General features: G+C 66.1%; 19 protein-coding genes and 1 pseudogene. 11 read left to right on the forward strand and 9 right to left on the reverse strand.

Annotated elements, in window-relative coordinates:
- Positions 1-49 precede the first annotated feature (49 nt).
- The 4 genes from DKM19_RS47290 to DKM19_RS47305 form a co-directional block, all read right to left on the reverse strand.
- Positions 50-1024, reverse strand: coding sequence for a glycosyltransferase (locus tag DKM19_RS47290; RefSeq protein WP_162642305.1), 975 nt, complete (start codon positions 1022-1024; stop codon positions 50-52).
- Between the two features lie 320 nt (positions 1025-1344).
- Positions 1345-2394, reverse strand: coding sequence for a tryptophan--tRNA ligase (trpS, locus tag DKM19_RS47295; RefSeq protein ID WP_369990808.1), 1050 nt, complete (start codon positions 2392-2394; stop codon positions 1345-1347).
- Positions 2395-2661: 267 nt separating this feature from the next.
- Entirely contained in the window at positions 2662-3072 is a 411-nt protein-coding gene (locus DKM19_RS47300; protein ID WP_110705101.1) for a hypothetical protein, read from the reverse strand.
- 165 nt (positions 3073-3237) lie between these two features.
- Positions 3238-3654 (reverse strand): STAS domain-containing protein, encoded by a 417-nt coding sequence (locus DKM19_RS47305; protein WP_162642307.1) that lies wholly within the window; start codon positions 3652-3654, stop codon positions 3238-3240.
- A 747-nt stretch (positions 3655-4401) separates the two neighbouring features.
- On the opposite strand from DKM19_RS47305, the gene DKM19_RS47310 reads away from it, so the two are divergent.
- The 5 genes and pseudogenes from DKM19_RS47310 to DKM19_RS47330 all read left to right on the forward strand — a co-directional run bounded on the left by DKM19_RS47310 (position 4402) and on the right by DKM19_RS47330 (position 7505).
- Entirely contained in the window at positions 4402-4704 is a 303-nt protein-coding gene (locus DKM19_RS47310) for a hypothetical protein (protein ID WP_204358556.1), read from the forward strand.
- A gap of 269 nt (positions 4705-4973) precedes the next feature.
- Positions 4974-5066, forward strand: a pseudogene (locus DKM19_RS53205) (AAA family ATPase); the annotation flags it as partial.
- Positions 5067-5105: 39 nt separating this feature from the next.
- Positions 5106-5555, forward strand: a complete 450-nt coding sequence (locus DKM19_RS47320; RefSeq protein WP_110705103.1) for a DUF1931 family protein — start codon at positions 5106-5108, stop codon at positions 5553-5555.
- A gap of 203 nt (positions 5556-5758) precedes the next feature.
- The gene (locus tag DKM19_RS47325; RefSeq protein ID WP_110705104.1) at positions 5759-6910 is read left to right on the forward strand and encodes a glutathione-independent formaldehyde dehydrogenase; all 1152 of its coding nucleotides are present in this window, start codon (positions 5759-5761) and stop codon (positions 6908-6910) included.
- A 124-nt stretch (positions 6911-7034) separates the two neighbouring features.
- Positions 7035-7505 carry an ester cyclase gene (locus DKM19_RS47330; RefSeq protein ID WP_110705105.1) on the forward strand — a complete coding sequence of 157 codons (471 nt, stop codon included), beginning with the start codon at positions 7035-7037 and terminating at the stop codon, positions 7503-7505.
- 72 nt (positions 7506-7577) lie between these two features.
- Here the strand turns inward: DKM19_RS47330 and DKM19_RS47335 are convergent, their stop codons facing one another.
- Together DKM19_RS47335 and DKM19_RS47340 are read right to left on the reverse strand one after the other, a co-directional pair.
- Positions 7578-8447: an alpha/beta fold hydrolase gene (locus DKM19_RS47335; protein ID WP_110705106.1), complete on the reverse strand. Its 870-nt coding sequence runs from the start codon at positions 8445-8447 to the stop codon at positions 7578-7580.
- Between the two features lie 74 nt (positions 8448-8521).
- Positions 8522-8818 carry a type II toxin-antitoxin system Phd/YefM family antitoxin gene (locus DKM19_RS47340; RefSeq protein WP_110705107.1) on the reverse strand — a complete coding sequence of 99 codons (297 nt, stop codon included), beginning with the start codon at positions 8816-8818 and terminating at the stop codon, positions 8522-8524.
- A 133-nt stretch (positions 8819-8951) separates the two neighbouring features.
- On the opposite strand from DKM19_RS47340, the gene DKM19_RS47345 reads away from it, so the two are divergent.
- Positions 8952-10229, forward strand: a complete 1278-nt coding sequence (locus DKM19_RS47345; RefSeq protein WP_162642309.1) for an MFS transporter — start codon at positions 8952-8954, stop codon at positions 10227-10229.
- Positions 10230-10450: 221 nt separating this feature from the next.
- Here DKM19_RS47345 and DKM19_RS47350 read toward each other — a convergent pair whose 3' ends face one another.
- Positions 10451-10963, reverse strand: a complete 513-nt coding sequence (locus DKM19_RS47350; protein WP_110705109.1) for a hypothetical protein — start codon at positions 10961-10963, stop codon at positions 10451-10453.
- A 211-nt stretch (positions 10964-11174) separates the two neighbouring features.
- On the opposite strand from DKM19_RS47350, the gene DKM19_RS47355 reads away from it, so the two are divergent.
- Both DKM19_RS47355 and DKM19_RS47360 read left to right on the forward strand, forming a co-directional pair.
- Complete coding sequence (locus DKM19_RS47355; protein ID WP_110705110.1) at positions 11175-11711, forward strand: peptidylprolyl isomerase; 537 nt, start codon at positions 11175-11177, stop codon at positions 11709-11711.
- A 116-nt stretch (positions 11712-11827) separates the two neighbouring features.
- The gene (locus tag DKM19_RS47360) at positions 11828-12718 is read left to right on the forward strand and encodes a rhomboid family intramembrane serine protease (RefSeq protein ID WP_110705111.1); all 891 of its coding nucleotides are present in this window, start codon (positions 11828-11830) and stop codon (positions 12716-12718) included.
- A gap of 47 nt (positions 12719-12765) precedes the next feature.
- Here DKM19_RS47360 and DKM19_RS47365 read toward each other — a convergent pair whose 3' ends face one another.
- Positions 12766-13011: a cell division protein CrgA gene (locus tag DKM19_RS47365; protein ID WP_089213181.1), complete on the reverse strand. Its 246-nt coding sequence runs from the start codon at positions 13009-13011 to the stop codon at positions 12766-12768.
- A 224-nt stretch (positions 13012-13235) separates the two neighbouring features.
- Between DKM19_RS47365 and DKM19_RS47370 the strand changes: the two genes are divergently transcribed.
- The 3 genes from DKM19_RS47370 to DKM19_RS47375 are packed head-to-tail and all read left to right on the forward strand — an operon-like array spanning position 13236 to position 14604.
- Positions 13236-13838 (forward strand): class E sortase, encoded by a 603-nt coding sequence (locus DKM19_RS47370; RefSeq protein ID WP_239513980.1) that lies wholly within the window; start codon positions 13236-13238, stop codon positions 13836-13838.
- A gap of 22 nt (positions 13839-13860) precedes the next feature.
- Positions 13861-14019, forward strand: a complete 159-nt coding sequence (locus tag DKM19_RS51425) for a hypothetical protein (RefSeq protein ID WP_204358557.1) — start codon at positions 13861-13863, stop codon at positions 14017-14019.
- A gap of 12 nt (positions 14020-14031) precedes the next feature.
- The gene (locus DKM19_RS47375; protein ID WP_110705113.1) at positions 14032-14604 is read left to right on the forward strand and encodes an aminodeoxychorismate/anthranilate synthase component II; all 573 of its coding nucleotides are present in this window, start codon (positions 14032-14034) and stop codon (positions 14602-14604) included.
- A 314-nt stretch (positions 14605-14918) separates the two neighbouring features.
- Here the strand turns inward: DKM19_RS47375 and pknB are convergent, their stop codons facing one another.
- Positions 14919-16775 carry a Stk1 family PASTA domain-containing Ser/Thr kinase gene (pknB, locus tag DKM19_RS47380; RefSeq protein ID WP_110705114.1) on the reverse strand — a complete coding sequence of 619 codons (1857 nt, stop codon included), beginning with the start codon at positions 16773-16775 and terminating at the stop codon, positions 14919-14921.
- Between the last annotated feature and the right edge of the window lie 15 nt (positions 16776-16790).

Genomic DNA, 16790 nt, shown 5'->3' on the forward strand with positions numbered 1-16790 from the left:
CGTCCGCTCCGCGGCACAGCACGGGTGCGACCTCGGCTGACGATTCACCTCAGGATTTCTGCGATGAGAGAGAGCGCCGGGAGGCGAGGGAGTAGGCCTCACGGAGACCGTGCGTGAGCATCTGGGTTCCGTATCGCGCAGCCACCTCCGATGCCTGCTCTCCCCACTTCGCCCGCTGTGCCTCGCTCTCCATGCTCCGGATCATCTCAACGTAGTCCGTTACCGTCTCGCCGTGCACATACGCATCCTGGAGCCAGTTCTGATAACAATCCAGGTCGCTGAGGATCAGGGGCAGGCCGGCGGTGGCGGCCTCCAGGGTTGCCAGTCCGAAGGTCTCGTGTTTGGACGGGAGAAAGAAGACGTCGGAGGCCGCGTAATATTCGAAGACCTTTTCCCGGGGAAGCAGTCCGGTGAATCTGACGTTTTCCGGTGCGTTCTCGCAGAGATGCGTGAGCTCGCTCCGCCTGTCAGACAGTACGCCGAAGGGCATTCCGCCCACCCAGACGAACCGCAGGTGCGGGAGCCTCCTGGCGCACTCGACGAATTCTTCTATGCCCTTTCGCGACTGTATTTGGCCGACGCCGAGAACGACCAGTTCGTCGCCCCAGCCGAACTCCTGGCGCAGGCTGACTCTCTGGTGGGAAAGCAGTTGGATCTGCCGTTCGTCGATGGCGTTGACCGTGAGATGGATCCGGCGCCGGACGCCGATCTCCTCAAGCTCCGCCGTCGTGGCCTGGCTGACCGACAGGACGAGATCCGCCAGGTTATAGACGACCTTCATGTACCAGCGGGCGAATCCGGGGAAGTAATCGGCTCCAAGAATGTTTCCGATAAGCGATGCCGGCGTGACGTGAGCGGTGATCAGTCGCGGACCCCGATGGGTCAGCATCCGAAGCACCATTACGGGGCCCATCGTGTGCACGTGAAGAATGACAGATCTGCCATACGCCCGAAGGCCTGAAACCTGCTCTACGTCGGGCATTCCACTGGTCGCCTGGAGGCACTCCTCATAGGCGGTGTGCACCCCGTGGCCACGTATGGTGAAAGTGGTCTCTGATACCACACGCACCCGTAAGGACGACGGTCCGCCTGACGTGGGCCTGCGTCGGAAATGAAGCACTCATCGAGCGTAGCAAAAGCAACACTAATCCCTTAGGTGGTAACTGAGGATTATCCGCCTATTCACCCTGTGATACGGCTGTGTCCCCGAGCCTGGGCGAGAGCGGCGGTCCCGCTGGCGGGATGCGGTGGCGCTCTCCACGGCGGAGGCCCTTCGGCGGCGGCTGAGAAGGGCCGCCGGTCTGCGGTGGCGCCCTCCCGTGGAGAGCGCCACCGGGGTCGGTGCTAGTAGAGGGCGTTCATGGCGGTTCGTACCTCTTTGAGGGTGGTCTCGGCGATGGCGTTGGCGCGTTCGATGCCGTCGCGTAGGACCTGTCGGATGTAGGCGCGCTCTTGGGCGTACCGGGCGCGGCGTTCCCGGATCGGGGCCAGGTGTTCGTTGACGGCCTCGGTGACGGTCCTCTTCAGGGCGGCCGCTCCTCCCGCGCCGATGTCCTCGGCGACCAGACGGGGGTCGCGGTTCAGGCAGAGCGCGGCCAGCAGGACGAGGCTGGAGACCTCGGCCCGGGCGGCCGGATCGTAGGTGATGTGCCGGTCGGCATCGGTCTTGGCGCCCCGGATCAGCTTGGCGGTCTCATCGGCGCTCGCGGCCAGGGCGATGGCGTTGCCGCGGCTCTTGCTCATCTTGGTGCCGTCGGTGCCCAGCAGCAGCGGCGCGGCGGACAGCAGGGCGTCGGGCTCGGGGAACACCGCCGCGTCGGTGCCGTAGCGGTCGTTGAAGCGGCGGGCGATGGTACGGGTGAGTTCCAGGTGGGGCAGCTGGTCCTGGCCGACCGGGACGAGGTTGGCCTTGCAGAACAGGATGTCGGCCGCCTGGTGGGCGGGGTAGGTGAACATGAGCCCGCTGACGGAGGACTGCCGGGAGTGGGCGATCTCGTCCTTGACGGTGGGGTTGCGGCTCAGCTCCGCGACCGAGACCAGGCTGAGGAAGGGCAGGAGCAGCTGGTTGAGAGCGGGAATCGCGCTGTGAGCGAAGATCGTGCTCCGGTCGGGGTCGATGCCGATGGCCAGATAGTCCAGCATCAGGCCCTCGACGTGCTCGGTGAGGTGATCGGCGACGTCCCGGTCGGTGAGGACCTGGTAGTCGGCGATGACCAGGAACATCTCCACACCGAGGTTCTGCAGGCGGACCCGGTTGTGGAGGGTGCCGAAGTAGTGGCCCAGGTGCAGCGGGCCGGTGGGACGGTCTCCGGTGAGCACGCGGAACCGCCCGGGATCCCGGCGGATCGACTCCTCCAGCGAAGCGGTGCGGCGCTGGGCGGTGGACACCCCCAGCACGTCGGAGGGAGGAGGAAGGCGTGCGGCGTGGACGGGCTGTTCAACATCGAGGCTGGTGTTCACAAGGGTCTCCTGGCTGCTGGGTGATCCGCCGTTCTGAGGGCGGTCCTCTTCATCCGGGGAAGACGCGGAAGCATCCAGGAATGCAGAAGGGCCGTCCATTCGAACGGCCCGGGGTCATGCGCGAGAGATGGCCGCTCCTACGAGGAGCGCCACCAGCTCAGACACGACAGACGATGCATGTCTCTACTTTATCAGCCCGGATCATCCGGCCTCGGAGCGAACGATCCGTCCGGTGATCAGGAGGAGGAGGGAGGATAGTTCGTCCTCGACAGGCCGATGTTGCGGTGGATCGCCCACGTAGTGCTCGGAGAGCAACCCCGTGGCACTGAGATGGTCGATCACCGCGACCTTCGCGTGCGGGCGTGGCATGGACTCCGGTAGCCGGAAAGCGATCACATCGAGTGAGTCGATCCCGATCCCCGGATAGCGGGCCCTCACCCGGCCGATATCGGGATCTGGATCGTGAAGATGGAGCCAGGTCCTGACCTCCGGAGGAAGGCCGGTGGTACCCACGTAGATCACATGGCCTTCGAGCATCCAGACGTAGATCCAGGATCCGGAGTCGGCGAGGTTTCCGTCACGGACACGCAGCTCTACCAGATCACGTCCCATGTGAGAATCCTGCCGCAACGTCTCCGCCGATCTCTTGATCACCAAGATGCGGTGATCAAGACGTTACGGGCCTGACGGAATCGCTGCCATCACGGCGGGTCTCAATCGCCGTCCGGACAGGGTGAGCACGGCCGGCGGCGATGAGATATCCCCATCCGTCGCCGCTCAGACCCTGCTCTGTCCGGCCATGGGTCGTTTCTCGCTCGATTCCGCCGTGGACCGCTCGGGGCGATGGTCGGCGAGCCGGAGGTAATCCGCCGCCGCCATTTGAGGAAACGCACAGAAGTGCTTGTCCAGGTGGGTGATTCTGAGAAGCGACAGGACGACGGGCGGCGTTCCGGCAAGCACCAGTTCCGTGTGGACCAGCTGAGCCTGACGCTTGACCATGATGAGCGCGCTCAGGCCCTGGGCGTCGATGAAGGTGATCCCGCTGAGATCGAGAACGACCATGCCGACGCGAGTACTGATGATGTTGTTCACATAGTGGATGAGCTCCGGCTTGGTGGCTATGTCGAGTTCACCGGAGACCGTGACCAGCACGCAGCCGGTCAGGCTCTTGGTTGTGAACCGCAGCGCGGTCATCGTCACCTCCTCGCAGGTATCGCATGAAGACACGTGAAGGTGGCGGAGCGGCATCGAGGTATTGACCTCGGTCGCGATCGCTCAACCCCCACCGCGTCGGTGCTGCAGGGTCTGAACAGCCCTGGAGCTTGCGATGTCCGCGACGCTTCGGACGGTACAAATCATAGCGTTCCTTGATGAAAGGCATCCGAGATCAATCGCAAATGTAACTTTTCGCATTCATCATGAAATCCAAACGCCCGAAGACCTGATATGAGCACGATCGGCGATGGGATTCCGATCCGCCGGTAATCACTTACCGGTGATCACATGGTCGGGACCCGTGGCGCATATGAGTTGTCGCGTTCTCCGAAGAAGTCCACACCGAAGCGGTTTCTCATGGAGCCCTTTGCCGAGGAATCAGGATTTCTCCCAGGATATGCACCGTTCTCGCGGCGCGGGTCATCGGTGGGTAAAGAGCGTGGCGCGTTGGTCCGAACGGCCGTCAACGACCGGACCTCGGCCGAGGTCCTGCCTGCTTCGGCGTGTCATGCCCGCCCAGCTTGCGCCCCTACCCCCGGAAACTCCCTGCGAACGCCCTGGGAACTTCCTGGGAATGAGCGGGGGAACCGGGCCCGTGGCATCGGCCGGCGGGGCAGGGCACGGCGGGGGCCTGGGTCAATGATTCACGTGAAACCTTCGTTGTCGATTGCGACCATCGCCCCGAGAACCCCCGCTACGTGGGCCGTACGCAACCTTCGGGATCTTGTGCGGCTTACGTCGCTGATGGGCTGCCTGCCGGTGCGGGAGGTCGAGCGGGCGCTGCTGACCCGCGTGGCGGCGCTGGAGAGCGCGGTCTTCTCCTGTGACGCGCACATGAAGGGTCTCCAGGAGAGCGGGATCCCTCGCCTGCTCATGCTGGAGCTGGAGTGCGAGCGGGCACTCCGGCACGCGGAGCTGGAGTGGGTGCGGAGCGTCCTGGAGGGCCTCGGCTCCGGGCAGCTCGCCTGGTCGGAGCAGCTCAAACCGGACCTGCTGGGAGAGCCGGATGAAAAAGACCCTGCTGTTTGAGGCCGCCGGAACGATCGGACCTTGCACCGGTGGCTGACCGCCTACCGGAACGACGGGCTCGCGGGCTCGGCCCTTGTCCGCCGCCCGCGCGCGGACAAGGGCCGAGCCGGCCCTCACCTGCCGCCTCTGTTGTTTGATCCAAAAATGGATATCTGGGGGTTTCGGGGGAGCGACCCGAGCCCTTTGACTGGATCTGTAGGGGGCTGATCTTTGGCTGTGGCTGATGGCGCGTGACCGAGGCTTCTCAGTAGCGCAGCGAAACCGTCCTCGTCTTCGACGCCGGGCGGCTCACCGATGCCCCGGGCCGTACGGTCGACTTCCGCAACACCATGATCATCATGACGTCCAACATCGGCTCGCAGACTGGAGAGTGATTCCAGGCCGGAAGGAAGGAGACCTCCATGGCTGTCATGGCGGTGCCGAGATTCGAACGCTTCTTCCGCAGCGCGGCAGGTGTCGACGTCGACAAGGACGACCTCCGGCGCTACAGCGGCTTCGTGAACGACAAGCTCTACGACCTTCTGGTGATCGGCCAGGCCCACGCCAAGGCGAACCGTCGCGACATCATCGAACCCTGGGATCTACCTGTCACCAAGGGCCTCCAGGAGAGCATCCACCGGTTCCGCCTCCTCGATGAGGACATCGAGCTGAAACCCATCCTGGAGCAGCTCGCCACGCTGCCTCCGCTCGACCTGTCGGTCGGCGAGGAGACCGCCGACCGCCTGCCCGAGATCGTCGGCGGCCTGTCAGTGGCACTGGCTCAGGCTTTCAAGATCGTGGATCCGGAGGTGAAAAACCCCGCGACCGAGCAGTGGGAACGCACGATACGTGTCTTCGACCTGCTGCTCTGAGACGACCGGGACGGCCTCGGCGATCAGCTCGGAACGGCCGCCCCGGACGCCCGGTGAATCCGGCGCCGAGCCCTCCCAGGGGCGCGGCCGCAGCGAGCAAGGAAGGAGGAACGAACCGTTGACCTGCTGTACGGCGTAGAACCTCTCGCCCCGTCGCTGACGGGTAAGGCGATCCTTCGCAATCAACCGCATGCGGGGAAATCATGAAAGCAATCGTGTACAACGGACCTCGACAGGTCAACGTCGAGGAAGTCCCGGACGCGCGCATAGAGCGGCCCACCGATGTCCTGGTTCGCATCACCACGACCAACATCTGCGGGTCGGACCTGCATATGTACGAAGGCCGGACCGACTTCGAGACGGGCCGCGTCCTCGGTCACGAAAACCTCGGCGAAGTGGTCGAGGTCGGACCGGCCGTCGACCACGTCCGCGTCGGCGACGTGGTCTGCATCCCGTTCAACATCTCGTGCGGCTTCTGCGTGAACTGCGAAAAGGGCCTGACGGCCTACTGCCTCACCACCAATCCCGAGCCGGGCATGGCCGGAGCGGCCTACGGCTTCGCGGACATGGGGCCCTACAACGGCGGCCAGGCCGAGTTGTTGCGCGTGCCGTACGGCGACTTCAACTGCCTCATCCTCCCCGACGACGCGAAGGAGAAGCAGAACGACTACGTGATGCTCGCCGACATCTGGCCGACCGGCTGGCACGCGACCCAACTCGCCCAGGTGGAGGCGGGCGACTCGGTCGTGATCTACGGAGCGGGACCCGTCGGGCTGATGGCCGCCTACTCCGCCACGTTCAAGAGCGCGAGCAAGGTGATGGTCGTCGACCGCCACCCCGACCGGCTCGCCAAAGCCGAGGAGATCGGCGCGATCGCGATCGACGACTCCCAGTCGTCACCGGTCGATCAGGTCATGGAACTCACCAACGGCCTGGGCGCCGACCGGGGCTGCGAGTGCGTGGGCTACCAGGCGCACGACCCGCAGGGACACGAGCACCCCAACATGACGCTCAACAACCTCGTCAAATCGGTCAAGTTCACCGGGAGCATCGGCGTCGTCGGCGTCTTCATCCCGTCGGACCCCGGCAGCCCGGACGATCTCTTCAAGCAGGGCGAGATCGCCTTCGACTACGGGATGTTCTGGTTCAAGGGCCAGATGATCGGCAACGGCCAGTGCAACGTGAAGCGCTACAACCGGCAGCTCCGTACGCTCATCCACGAAGGAAAGGCCCGGCCGTCCTGGGTCGTCTCGCATGAACTGAACCTGGACGACGCACCGGACGGCTACGAGCACTTCGACCGGAGAGATCTCGGCTGGACCAAGGTCGTCATCCATCCCGGCGAGCTCAACTGACACGCGGCGCCCGGACCACCGACGCGAGTGCGCACACCATCACGGCGGCCAGCGCCGAGAGAAGGCCGGCCGCCGTGACGGCGTGTCCGTCGCAGGAAGGGCCCCAATCGAAGGGGGGATAACCATGGGCGACGCCCGCGCGCTCAAGGGCAAGCTGCTCGAGGCCTTCAACACCCACGATCTGGATCGTGTTCTTCAGTGCCACAGCCGGGACGGCGTCCTGGTGACCCCGGCGGGCACCGCGGAAGGACACGACCAAATCGCCTCGTTCTACGAGGAGATCTTCAAAGGGTTTCCGGACCTGAGCATGACGGTCTGGCACGCGGTGTTCTGCGCCGATCCCGCGGTGACCGAATGGATGCTCACCGGCACGCACAACGGGCCTGTCATGCTGCCCGGCGGAGGTGTGCTGGACGGAACGGGCCGTCCCGTCGCCGTTCGCGGCACCAGCACCTGCTCCGTCGGCAACGACAAGATCATCACTCATCGGATCTACTACGACCAGCTGGAGTTGTACAGTCAGCTAGGTGGCGAACTCGTCTTCGACGATCGCTCATCATCCGCGGGCGAGGAACGGCCGTCGCCCGGCGACTGAGGATTCGATGTCGCCGCCGTTTGGCGTGGCTGTCGGGCGGCTCCGCGGGCATCCGCCGCCCGGCCGGAACCGTCAACGATGGCCGGCGCTCTCCAGCTCCTGGAGAAAGCCCAGCAAGGCCGCGTTGAACTCGTTCGGGCGCTCCAGCGGTGGCAGATGCCCGGTCCGCGGCAACTCGATCCGGCGGACCCCCTTGATGCTCTCCACCAGGAGGTCCGACAGGGCGAGGATCCCGGGAACGTCGGCCAGCCCCGTGACCACCAGCGTGGGGATCTTGATCTCGTGGAGCCGGGTGATCGCCGGCGGCTGTGCCGTACGCGAGGCCGGCTGCGGCCTGGACCAGGCCCGCTGGTTCAGCCGCCGGTCCATCGCGAGCGCCGCCTTCCACACCTCGGGGTCGAGATCGTCGCGGGTACGGCTCGGCCCGGCCACCAGGAACTCGGTCTCGGCCTCGCAGTAGGCGTCCAGCTCCGCGGGGTCGATGGTCTCGGCCTCTCCGGTCCTGTACAGCCGCAGCCGGTCGAGGCCGACCACGTCGTGCACCCGCTCCCGGTAGAGCGAGGTCATCGACGACGGCCATTCGTGTCCGGAGACTCCCGGGGCGACCAGCGTGAGCGAAGTGATCCTTCCGGGCGCGGTGAGCGCAGCATCCAGCCCGATCTTGCCGCCGTCCGAACTGCCCACCACCGCTGCCCGGCCGATCTCCAGCGCGTCCATCAACGCCAGCAGATCCTCATGGTGCGCGAAGTCGCCGATCGCGTCGGCGGATTCGCCGTATCCACGCCAGTCGTATCGGACCACCCGAAAGTCCGCCTTCAGCGCCTGGAACTGGTGCTCCCACATCCGTCGGTCCGCGCATCCGGCGTGCACCAGCACCACCGCGGGACCGTTTCCCGCCTCGTCGTAGGCGAGATCCGCACCGTTGATCCGCATCGTTGCCATACGGCAAGTGTGGATCATTTGATACCGCTCCGCGAAGGAAGCGGTTCGACCAGGGGGCGGTGGAGCCTGCTCGATCAGGGAGTGGCGCCGCCGGGCGGGGCCTGCTCGGCCGCGATGTCGAAACGGCGAGGGTCCTGCCGAGGGGACGGCTCGGCAAGGTCGAATGACGTCTTTCCCAAGGACACGACCTGCGACGGCTCTTCCTGCTCCGCCATCGCCTGAAGCCTCTCCAGGTCGGCGATGGAGACCAGGGCGACCGCGGGCTTGCCGTGGCGGCTCAACACGATCCTCTCGCCGCCGTACGCCACCCGCCCCATCAACTCGGCCAACTGGCTGCGCGCCACCGTGAAGGGCACTGTCTCCGCGCTCATAGCTGCACAGTACTGCAGTTCTGTACGTTTCTAAATTGTACAAAATTTAAATTCTGTACATAATGACCAGGCGGCCCCCAGCCCGATGGGACGGCCACGCTTGTCCGAGCTCGGCGACATCGGCGGAGGCACCATGACCAGCACGGGTCAGATCGATGAGAACGAGTCCGGGGTGGCCTCGGAGCCCTTACGACGCAACCGGGACTTCGTCCTGCTGTGGAGCGCCAACTTCACCTCCACCCTGGGCGCGCAGGTTTCGTCTCTCGCCTACCCCCTCATAGCCCTGGACCTGACGGGGTCGGCCGTCCAGGCGGGGCTGATCGGGTCGGCGGGCATCGTCACGCACATCGTGTTCAGGCTGCCCGCCGGAGCCCTGGTGGACAGATGGAACCGGCGCCGGACCATGCTCACCTGCGACCTGGTGCGGGCCGGCATGCTCCTCGCCATCATCGCCACGCTGATCTCGGGGCTGCTCAACTTCTGGATGCTGCTGGGCGCGACGGTGATCAGCGGCGCCTGCGCGGTCTTCTTCCACCCGGCGGAGATATCCGCTCTGCGGCGCATCGTGCCGACCGATCGCCTACCGCAGGCCTTCGCGCAGAACGAGGCGCGCGACCACGCGGCAACGATCGCGGGGCCTTCCCTGGGCGGCCTGCTCTACGGTCTCGGGCAGGTGGTTCCGTTCGTGGGCCAGCTCCTGGCCTATTTCTTCTCCTTCCTCGCGATACTGATGATCCGGACTCCGATGGACGTCCGGCGCCGGGAAGGACGGGGGGAAGAGCGCAGAAGCCTGTTCCAGGACATCGTCGAGGGTCTTCGATGGACCTGGGGCCAGCGGATGCTGCGCGTGATGCTCCTGGCCGCGGCGGGAATCAGCCTCGTGTTCTCCGCCCTCACCTTCGGTGTGATCGTCATCGCCAAGCAGGGCGGAGCCACATCGGCCGAAGTCGGCCTGATGCTGGGGATCGCCGGCGTGGGCGGCCTGCTGGGCGCGCTGATCGCTCCCCGTCTCATGCGCTTCAGCCCGGCGTTTGTCATCCTCGCGGTGTTCTGGATCAGCGCGGCGCTGATCCCTCTCATGGCGATCAGCCCCACGATCTCCGTCATCGGTCCCACGCTGGCCGCCATGCTTTTCCTGATGCCGACGGCGAACACCATCCTCGGCGCCTACCAGGTCGCCGTCACGCCTGACCATCTCCAGGGCCGGGTGATCAGCAGTCTTGCGCTCATCGGAAGCGTGGCCACCCCCGTAGGTCCTGTGGCGGCGGGACTGATCATTGAGCGGTGGGGTGCGACGGAGGCCCTGCTCACGATCGGCCTCGTCATGCTGATCGTGGCCGCGGGCACCACGGCGAGCCGCACCATCAGGCGCCTGCCCTCCCTGGCCGACGCGGCGCACTCGACCACGTAGACCACCTGGGGACCATCTAGGGCGCCGTCTCCCGTTCTCCCCGGTCAGGCGGACTCCGCGTAGACCGCCTACGGTCCCTCGCCCTCCGGTCGGGCGGACCGCCGTACGGGGTCTCTCCGGGCCGTCCGTGGCGTGCGGGCGCCGTCACCCGGAGACCGGAAGCGCCCTTTCACGAAGGTAGGGCCCACACCATCGATGGTGTGGGCCCTACCTTCGTGAAATCAGGACATCTTCTTGGAGATCTGGTCTGCCTTCGAGTCGGCCTTGCCGCCGAACTCGTCGACCTTCGACGCGGCGTCATGTGTCGCGCCGGAGACCCTGTCAGCCGTGGTCTCCGTCTTCTGCCCAACCCAGTGCGATGCGTCGGACGCGCTGTCCTTCATCGAGTCCGCCCACTGGTCGGCGTTCTTGCGGTACATCGCATAGCCGACGGCTCCGACCGCGAGGCCCATGAACAGCAGGAGCATCGGTGCCCTGTTGCGGGTCTTGACGGTGGGAGCGGGATCGATCCTGGCGGCCGCCTGGGACATCATCGCGCTGATCTTCGGCGCGATCTCCTCCGCGATGGAGTGAGCGGCAGCGTCAAGCTTGGGTGCTGCCCACCCTCGTGCAACGACGATCTTCTCATTGGCGGTGTCACGGGCTTGTGTGGCCATTGGGCCGACCCGATCCGCGGTTCGGACGGCCTGCGCCTTCACCTGGCGCAGCCGCGTTTCCGGAATAACGATCTTCATGTTGCGCTTTCCGAATAGTACTAGAGGCACGACAACCTCCCCAGATCTGTTGGGGCCCCGTCGCCACCCCTTCCCGCTCGAAGGCGGCTCAATCATGACGAGCCGTGGGAGGATGCTTGATGGATCGGCTACGGCCGTATACGTCAGAACATCACAGAAGCACCGCTATACGCAGGCTTTGCCTAACTGACCTGAAGGGGGCAGTCCGATCGTGGCTGAGAAGTTGATTGCGAATCTGAAGACCAACCGCGGCACCGTGAAGGTCCAGCTCTTCCCGGACCACGCGCCCAAGACCGTGCGTAACTTCGTCGAACTCGCCGAAGGCACCCGTGAGTGGACGCACCCGGAGACCGGCGAGAAGACCACCGACAAGCTCTACGACGGCACGATCTTCCACCGGGTCATCGAGAACTTCATGATCCAGGGTGGCGACCCGCTGGGCCAGGGCGTCGGCGGCCCCGGTTACAAGTTCGACGACGAGATCCACCCGGACCTCTACTTCAACCGTCCGTACCTGTTCGCCATGGCCAACGCCGGCATCCAGTTCGGCCGCGGCACCAACGGCTCGCAGTTCTTCGTGACCGTGGTGCCCACGCCGCACCTCAACGGCAAGCACACCATCTTCGGTGAGGTGGTCGAGGGCCAGGACGTCATCGACGCCATCGTCAAGACCGAGACCGATGCCCGGGACCGTCCGAAGAACGACGTGATCCTGGAGTCGGTCACCATCGAGCGCGTCCAGAGCTGATCATTCGCCCGGCGGCCTCCCTCGGGAGGCCGCCGTTCGCGTGCGCGGATGCTCGGGATCATGAATAGGCTGGCAGTCTGTGGATAACACCACCCTCGAAGGGCCAGCCACGCGTCATGACCACCCAGCCACCCAGCGAGCCCGAAACCGCGTCCGTTCCCACCTGCTACCGGCATCCCGGACGCGAAACCTACGTGCGCTGCCAGCGCTGCGACCGTCCCATCTGCCCTGACTGCATGCGCGACGCCTCCGTGGGCTTCCAGTGCCCCGAATGCGTCGCCGAGGGCAACAAGACGGTACGGCAGGCGCAGGCGACCTTCGGCGGCCGGGCGGTCACCGTCCCCCGGGTCACCTGGACGCTGATAGTCATCAATGTCCTGGCCTACCTCGCGGAGATCGCGAGCACCAACTGGGTGCTCAACAACTTCGCGATGGATTCCTACAGCGTCGCCTACCGGGGCGAATGGTGGCGTCTGATCACCGGCGCCTTCCTGCACCAGCCGCTGAGCGGCGGTTCCTTCGCCCTGACCCACATCCTGTTCAACATGTGGGCGCTCTACGCCATCGGCCCGGAGCTGGAACGGCGCCTCGGCCACGCGCGGTTCCTGGCCCTCTACATGCTCTCCGCGCTCGGTGGATCCGTCGCGATCTACCTGTTCGGAATCTCCGCGGTGGGCGCCTCGGGTGCGATCTTCGGCATGTTCGGCGCGCTGTTCGTGCTCGCCAGGAAGCTCGGCTTCGACGTCCGCGGCGTGCTCTGGCTGATCGGCATCAACGTGGTGCTCACCGTCGTGGTCCCCAACATCAGCTGGCAGGGCCACCTCGGCGGCCTGATCACCGGCGGCCTGGCCGCGGTGATCCTCGCCTTCGCCCCGTCCAAGAACCGCAACGCGGTTCAGTGGGGAGGCTGCGTCGCGCTCGCCGTGGTGCTGGTCGCGATGGTCATGCTGCTGCCACCGTTCGCCGTCCAGGCCGCCATCCAGGCCCAGTTGGGCGTCTTTGGCTGATCCACACCCTGGCATCCCCAGGGTGTGGATAAACACTGTGGAAAAAACTAACGCCAGCGCGTGGACAACACCACACCGAAGATGATGAAAACGAACCCGATCAGCAGGTTCCAGTTCTGGAGGGTGCCCAGAAGGGGTGCGTTGGGCGCCACGTAGTAGATGGCGATCCACAGGATCCCGATGATCCAGGAGGCCACCATGACCGGCGCCAACCAGCGCGGGCTCATCTTGACCTGCTGGGACGTCTGCGGCGGAGTGTAAACCGCCTTCTTACGAGTGTTGGGCTTGGGCACTGGGGTTTCTTCTCCTGCGTCAACCCTGCGCGATCCGGATCATGCGCAGGCCATGTCGGCTAGCGTAATCGCTGGTGAGCGATGACCTGATTAAGAATAGTCGGGTCATGTAGGCCGTGGCGATTCCGCGGCGAACCATTACGGGGCAAACCTTGGTTCAACGGCGTGATTCGCGTCCGTCCGGCCCGTCCGGCCGTCACTAGCCTGACCTCATGAGAGCCACATTGAGAGCTCTGGGGGAGCTGAGCATCACGACGGGTCTGGTCCTGCTGCTCTTCTGTGCCTACCTCCTCTGGGGTACCGGCTCCTACACCGTGGAGCAGCAGACCCTGCTGCAGAGGCAGCTCTCCGAGGAGAAGGGGCCCCGGCTGCTCGGCAAGGTCCGGCTGGGCGGAGCGGTGGCGATGCTCAGGATTCCCCGATTCGGTGCCGACTACCGGTACGCCGTGGTGGAGGGCATCGACCGGGATCGGCTGCGGATGGGACCGGGCCACTACCCCGGGACCGCAATGCCAGGAGAAGTCGGAAATTTCGTGCTTTCGGGGCATCGAACTACCTACGCCGCGCCTTTCAACCGCATCGACGAGCTCCGCCGGGGCGACGACATCGTGGTCGAGGCTCGCGAGGCTCGCTACACCTATCGCGTCACCCGCACCCGCATCGTCGAGCCCACCGAGGTGGACGTCATCGCCCCGGTCCCCGGCCAGCCGGGACGTGAGCCGGCCAAGGCCCTGATCACACTGTCCACCTGCCATCCGGAATACTCCGCGGCCCAGCGGCTCATCGTCTTCGGAGAACTGGACAGGCGCGAGGACCGCCGGACCTGAGGACAAGCAGACAAGGAGTCTCATGTACGGCTGGATCTGGCGGCTGCTCCCCGGCAATCTCGCGGCCCGGACGTTCTTCACGGTGGTGCTGGCCGGGCTGGCGGTGGCCGTACTCTGGTACGCGGTGTTCCCCTGGCTTGAACCCCGCATCCCGCTCGACCAGACCGTCCTGAACCGATGAACCCGTGAACCGATGACTCGAGTACTTGTCGTGGACAACCACGACAGCTTCGTCCACACCATCGTCCAGTATCTCCGCGAGCTCGGCGCGACCTGCGACGTACGCCCGCGTGACCGGGTCGTGGTCGAGGATGCGGACGGCTTCGACGGGGTTCTGATCAGCCCCGGCCCGGGCACGCCCGAGGACGCGGGGGTGAGCGTCCCGCTCGTCGGTTACTGCGAGGCCCGCGACCTCCCCCTGCTCGGCGTCTGCCTGGGCCACCAGGCCATCGCGATCGCCCACGGCGCGACCGTGGCACGGGCTCCCGAGCTGGTGCACGGCCGTACCAGCGCGATCGCGCACGACGGACGCGGCGTCTTCGCCGGGCTGCCGTCTCCGGCGACCATGACGCGCTACCACTCGCTGGCGGTCCTGCCCGAGACCGTCCCTGAGATCCTTGAGGTCACCGCGACCACCGCAGACGGAGTGATCATGGGTCTGCGCCATCGCACCGCCCCCCTCGAGGGCGTGCAGTTCCACCCCGAATCGGTGATCTCCGAACACGGTCACCGGCTCCTCGGAAACTGGCTCACCGGAATCGTGTAACGCCGGCCCCAGCCTGAACGATTAACCAGTGAGCCCTTCCGCCATCGCCCCCGAGTGACGGAAGGGCTCGTCCCTTTTCCCGGGAAAAATCCTTCGGCGAGTTCCCAGAAGAAAACCCCCGCGAAGTCGCGGGGCCCCTGCTTTCCAGGGAGTTCCCACGGGGGCGAACCCGTCTCCGGTCACGGCGCCGGGCCCTGTCCTCGCCTCCGGTCACGCACCGAACCCGGTCCCTGCCTCCGGTCACAAGCCGAGCCCGGCCCCGTCTCCAACGACGGGGCCGGGCTCGGCTTCTGCCTTCGGGTACGAGGGTGAGCTCAGCCCCCGTCTCCGGGTGCCGGGTCGAAGATCTGGCCGTCGTCGGTCTCGGTGGGATCCGGTTCCGTGGGCTGGTCGTCGAAGGTCGGCTCGTCGCTCGGGAGGGTCGGCTGCTCCGTCGGCACGGGGGGCGCACCGCTCGACACGATCAGCGTGACCGTGATCCCCGGCTGGTACTTACTGCCCGCCTCGGGAGACTGGCTCAGCACGGTGCCCTCCGGCAGGTCGCTCTCCTGCTCCACGACCTTGGCCTTGAAGCCGGCCTCCTTGAGCGTCTTCTTCGCGTCGTCGACCGTGATGTTGACGACGTTCGGAATCTCCACGGACTCCATGGGCACGTAGATCCGGACCGAGCTGCCCTTGCTGACGCTCTTGCCCGCGACGGGTGAGGTCTCGAAGACGATGCCCTGCTTGCGGCTGGAGGCCTTGGTCTGCAGGCTGACCTTGAAGCCCTTGTCCTCGAGCGCGGCCGTGGCCTCCTCCGTGGTCATGTTGACCACGTTGGGCACCTCGACCTTCTCCAGGCCCTTGGAGACCTTGAGAATGACCTCGCTGTCCTTCTCGACCTCGGTGTCGGCCGCGGGATCGGTCTCGATCACCGTGCCACTCGCCAGCTCCTCGTCGAACTCCTTGACCACCTTGACCTTCAGGCCGAGACCCGTCAGCGCGGCGGTCGCCGCCTTCTCGGTCTGGGAGCTCAGCAGCGGGATCGTCACCTTGCCGCTCACGACGGGGTCGCCGGGGGAGCTCAGGAACAGGTAGCCCACGCCGATGAAGGCGCCGACGACCAGCAGCGGGATCAGGATCCACGCCGCGGTCTTGACCGCCGCGTTGCCGCTCTGCTGCTGACGCCGCCGGCCGCCCCCGCCACGCCCGCCTTCCTCCGTGCCGTATTCGTACGCCGGGACGGCGGTGGTGCGCTGGGTGCCCGGGCCGCCGGCCCCGGGCTGCGGCTGCATGGTCCGCGTGGCCGAGCCGTAGTTGTTGGCCAGCGCCATGGTCTGTGCGTCCATCGGGATGCCGGACATCGCCCGCTGGATGTCGGCCCGCATCTCCCCGGCGTTCTGGTAGCGGTGCGCCGGGTCCTTGGCCATCGCCTTGAGCACGATGGCGTCGGCCCACTTGGGGATGTCGGGGTCGATCTGCGACGGCGGGATCGGCTCCTCGCGCACGTGCTGGTAGGCGATCGCGACGGGGGAGTCGCCGGTGAACGGCGGCTGTCCGGTCAGCAGCTCGTACAGCACACAGCCGGTGGAGTAGATGTCGCTGCGGGCGTCCACCCGCTCGCCCCTGGCCTGCTCGGGCGAGAGGTACTGGGCGGTGCCGATCACCTGGGCGGTCTGCGTCATGGTCGCGGCCGAGTCGGCCATCGCGCGGGCGATGCCGAAGTCCATGACCTTGACGTCGCCATTGCGGGTGATCATGACGTTCGCCGGCTTGATGTCCCGGTGGACGATGCCGCCGCGGTGGCTGTAGTCCAGCGCTCGCAGGATCCCGTCGACCAGCTCGGACGCGCGCTCCGGCAGCAGGCGCCGATCGGCCCGCAGCAGGTCGCGCAGCGTGCGACCGTCGACGTACTCCATCACGATGTACGGCACGGGCGCGCCCTCGGACGTGTCTTCGCCCGTGTCGTAGACCGCCACGATGGAGGGGTGGTTCAGCGACGCGGCGGACTGCGCCTCCCGGCGGAACCGGGCCTGGAAGATGTGATCTCTCGCCAGGTCCGCGCGGAGGGTCTTGATGGCGACGATCCGATCCAGCCGGATGTCTCGGGCGCGATAGACCTCGGCCATGCCGCCACGCCCGACGACGCCGTCAAGCTCGTAGCGATCGCCGAGGCGTCGGGGCTGAGTCATTTCCTGCACTGTCCC

Source organism: Streptosporangium sp. 'caverna' (assembly GCF_003203775.1).
Taxonomy (GTDB): domain Bacteria; phylum Actinomycetota; class Actinomycetes; order Streptosporangiales; family Streptosporangiaceae; genus Streptosporangium; species Streptosporangium subroseum.

Bases quoted from the DNA above. Each gene is read 5' to 3' on its own strand.
- DKM19_RS47300 (WP_110705101.1), bottom strand. From the start codon at position 3,072: ATGGGACGTGATCTGGTAGAGCTGCGTGTCCGTGACGGAAACCTCGCC.
- DKM19_RS47305 (WP_162642307.1), bottom strand. From the start codon at position 3,654: ATGACCGCGCTGCGGTTCACAACCAAGAGCCTGACCGGCTGCGTGCTG.
- DKM19_RS47320 (WP_110705103.1), top strand. From the start codon at position 5,106: ATGGCTGTCATGGCGGTGCCGAGATTCGAACGCTTCTTCCGCAGCGCG.
- DKM19_RS47325 (WP_110705104.1), top strand. From the start codon at position 5,759: ATGAAAGCAATCGTGTACAACGGACCTCGACAGGTCAACGTCGAGGAA.
- DKM19_RS47330 (WP_110705105.1), top strand. From the start codon at position 7,035: ATGGGCGACGCCCGCGCGCTCAAGGGCAAGCTGCTCGAGGCCTTCAAC.
- DKM19_RS47335 (WP_110705106.1), bottom strand. From the start codon at position 8,447: ATGGCAACGATGCGGATCAACGGTGCGGATCTCGCCTACGACGAGGCG.
- DKM19_RS47340 (WP_110705107.1), bottom strand. From the start codon at position 8,818: ATGAGCGCGGAGACAGTGCCCTTCACGGTGGCGCGCAGCCAGTTGGCC.
- DKM19_RS47345 (WP_162642309.1), top strand. From the start codon at position 8,952: ATGACCAGCACGGGTCAGATCGATGAGAACGAGTCCGGGGTGGCCTCG.
- DKM19_RS47350 (WP_110705109.1), bottom strand. From the start codon at position 10,963: ATGAAGATCGTTATTCCGGAAACGCGGCTGCGCCAGGTGAAGGCGCAG.
- DKM19_RS47360 (WP_110705111.1), top strand. From the start codon at position 11,828: ATGACCACCCAGCCACCCAGCGAGCCCGAAACCGCGTCCGTTCCCACC.
- DKM19_RS51425 (WP_204358557.1), top strand. From the start codon at position 13,861: ATGTACGGCTGGATCTGGCGGCTGCTCCCCGGCAATCTCGCGGCCCGG.
- DKM19_RS47375 (WP_110705113.1), top strand. From the start codon at position 14,032: ATGACTCGAGTACTTGTCGTGGACAACCACGACAGCTTCGTCCACACC.
- pknB (WP_110705114.1), bottom strand. From the start codon at position 16,775: ATGACTCAGCCCCGACGCCTCGGCGATCGCTACGAGCTTGACGGCGTC.